The 2,690-nt window shown below is 59.2% G+C and carries 3 protein-coding genes; all 3 read right to left on the bottom strand.

Features of this window, described 5'->3' with window-relative positions; all coding sequences use genetic code 11:
* Positions 1 to 120 precede the first annotated feature (120 nt).
* Positions 121 to 426 (bottom strand): LysR family transcriptional regulator, encoded by a 306-nt coding sequence (locus FTU02_RS16195; protein WP_001255015.1) that lies wholly within the window; start codon positions 424 to 426, stop codon positions 121 to 123.
* Positions 427 to 453: 27 nt separating this feature from the next.
* Positions 454 to 1,668, bottom strand: a complete 1,215-nt coding sequence (gene floR / locus FTU02_RS16190) for a chloramphenicol/florfenicol efflux MFS transporter FloR (protein WP_000214122.1) — start codon at positions 1,666 to 1,668, stop codon at positions 454 to 456.
* A 216-nt stretch (positions 1,669 to 1,884) separates the two neighbouring features.
* The coding region (locus tag FTU02_RS16425) for a DUF3363 domain-containing protein (RefSeq protein ID WP_223411754.1) at positions 1,885 to 2,690 on the bottom strand (806 nt) is incomplete at its 5' end.

Below are 2,690 nucleotides of genomic sequence, written 5' to 3'. Positions count from 1 at the left end.
ATGAGGCATGTTCCGCGTCCTTGCAATACTGTGTTTACATACAGTCTATCGCTTAGCGGAAAGTTCTTTTACCCTCAGCCGAAATGCCTGCCGTTGCTAGACATTGCCAGCCAGTGCCCGTCACTCCGCGGTCTTCACTGCGTGATCGAGTTGATCGACACCCGCCGTGACACGCTCCATGAAGTGCCTGCCTGCGTCTGTTAGCCGAACGCCCCGCGCATGGCGCTCAAATAGCAGGACACCAAGGTTATCCTCCAGCGCTTTCACACGCGCGCTGACGCTCGACTGGCTGATACCAAGTGCCTTGGCCGCATGCCGAAAATTCAGATGCTCGGCGACGGCGATGAACTGAACAAGGGAAATGAGCGGTATCCTGCCAGACAGGATACCGACATTCACGAGGTTTCGATGGTTAGTGCGCCGCATCGGAGCGGGCCTGCTACCAGTCGTCGGTTAGACGACTGGCGACTTCTCGGTGGCAGCCCCACGGAGCCGAAGGAGCACCAGCCCCAACGAAACCAGTACCGCCATCGCCGTGGCGTAACAGATCACGGGCCACGCTGTGTCACCGTTTAAAAGTGCCACCGCCAATGTCCCGACAATGCTGACTATCAGGCTTTGAACGCAGAAGTAGAACGCGACCGCTGATCCCGCGATGTCGTCGAACTCTGCCAAAGCGCCGTTCGCGGTAACGGACACCGTGAAGACAATACCGACCGCGACAACCCACATCGGTAGGATGAAGGTGAGGAATGACGGCGAGCCGTAAAGTTCGCCGATCCCCAACAGGACCGCTCCGCAAACAAGCAACGCCATCCCACGCGCCACGCATCCTGCGATGCCCCATCTGGCGACAAAGGACTTCGCGAAACGGGTTGTCACGATCATTACAAGCGCGACAGTGGCGAAGGCAAAGCTGAATCCGATCTCGGAATATTCCGCTTGGCCTATGAGCACACGGGGAGCCGTCGAGAAGAAGACGAAGTAGGTGCCCATACCGGCGCTAAAGCCGACAGTGTAAACCCAAAAAGCCGGACTCGCGAAGATCGGCAAGACAGATCGGCGCGTCTTGACTTGATCCAGAGGGCGGGTTTCGTGCCACCTGAAACCCGCATTTAGGAGTGCGAGCATCGCCAGTATAGCCAAAGTAATGAATATCGCCTGCCATCCCAAGAACTCGCCGATCAATACTCCGGCGATAGGGCCGAGCGCAGGCACGAACGCCAGCATCGAACTGAAAAGGCCGTAGATGACGACACCCTCAGGACGGTTGGCATAAACGTCGCGAACCGTCGCGAACGTCGCCACCAGCATGGCCGACGCGCCCACTGCTTGAAGTAGACGGAAAGCGACAAAGGCCGGTGCAGTTGAAGACCAAGCTGCTCCCAGAGACGCAATGACGAAAGCCGTTGCGCCCGCAAGTAGAATTGGCCGTCGCCCGATTCTGTCTGAGAGCGGACCAAAAATCACCTGGCCCACGCCGAGCATCACCATATAGAGGCTCAACGTGAGTTGGATCATAGCGGGCGTCGTGTTCAGGATGCCGGGCATCGCTGGAACGACAGGGAGATAAATATCCATCGCCAGTGAAGCGAGGATGTCGAAAGGAGCCATCAGCAGCAGTGCTGCCGGCAGCGTATAGGCCCACGCGGGGCGTGTGGTGGTCATGACGAATCAACCCTCGATTAAGGAATACCGGGCGACGTCTGCTCGTCAGCAATCAGATGAGACTAGCCTTACAGAGCGCCGCAACAACAATACTGGTTGTTGCGGCTTACTTGTCTGCTGACTTGGAATTTCCCATCTGATTACTCCACGCTTACGAATATGAATTGCTACATTTTATCCGATTATCTTTTGCTTCGCAATGCGGCATGGGCGCACTCAGCGTTCCAGCCCCCTCTGCCGCCCTAACTGCCACGACACCGACCCGCCCTGCACGATGCCCATAACCTCGCGGCCGAGTTGGCGGTCGATGATCGGCCGCCACGGGACAAGGGTGAACTCATGGGATTTCTCGACCACGGCGAACTTGCCGCTCGATAGATGCACGGTTCCGGTAAACTTGCCGCTGACGCTCTCGCCGTCCGTGGCGGCGCGGAACGGCAGGCCCTTACTCAAAGCCATATCCGATCCGACGCCGGCTACCTCGCGCTCCCGCAGGATGGCGAGAAGGTTGCGCCGGTAGAAGACGCGGCTGTCCCGGCTGCGGGTGGCGTCGCCCTGTTCGATATGGTGCTCGCGGCGCTGGTCCATGGCTTCGCGGACTTGTTGCCCGAAGCCGGTTGGCGCAAGGTCGGCCGTCTCGCCGTGGATCAGCCGCCGGTCCAGCCAGGTCGCGCCGTCCGATCCGATCTGTTTGTTCAGATCGACCGGGGAAAGGACGCGAACGCTGGCCTGACTGTCTCGGCCGGCGTCATGGGCGGCGGCACGGCTGACCAGATCATCGGGGATGCGCCATTGGTCGGCGTCGATCCGCTCGACGATACCGGCCCGGCGTAGCGCCTCCAGCCGGCGCACATGGGCATCGACATAGCCCTCATAGTCGCCGCCTGGAACGCGGCACGTATAGGAAGAATAAACGCCCTTTTCACCCAAGTCCAACAGCTTTGGACCGCAGTTGACTCTTTCGACACCCCTGCGATGCAACCCAATCCGGCTGACGGGGAGCCAGCAACGCTGAAAATTTA

The organism is Acinetobacter sp. YH12045, from assembly GCF_013419925.1.
Taxonomy (GTDB): domain Bacteria; phylum Pseudomonadota; class Gammaproteobacteria; order Pseudomonadales; family Moraxellaceae; genus Acinetobacter; species Acinetobacter amyesii.
The sequence above is the reverse complement of the archived record's forward strand: the minus strand, read 5'-3'. Positions and strand labels throughout refer to the sequence as shown.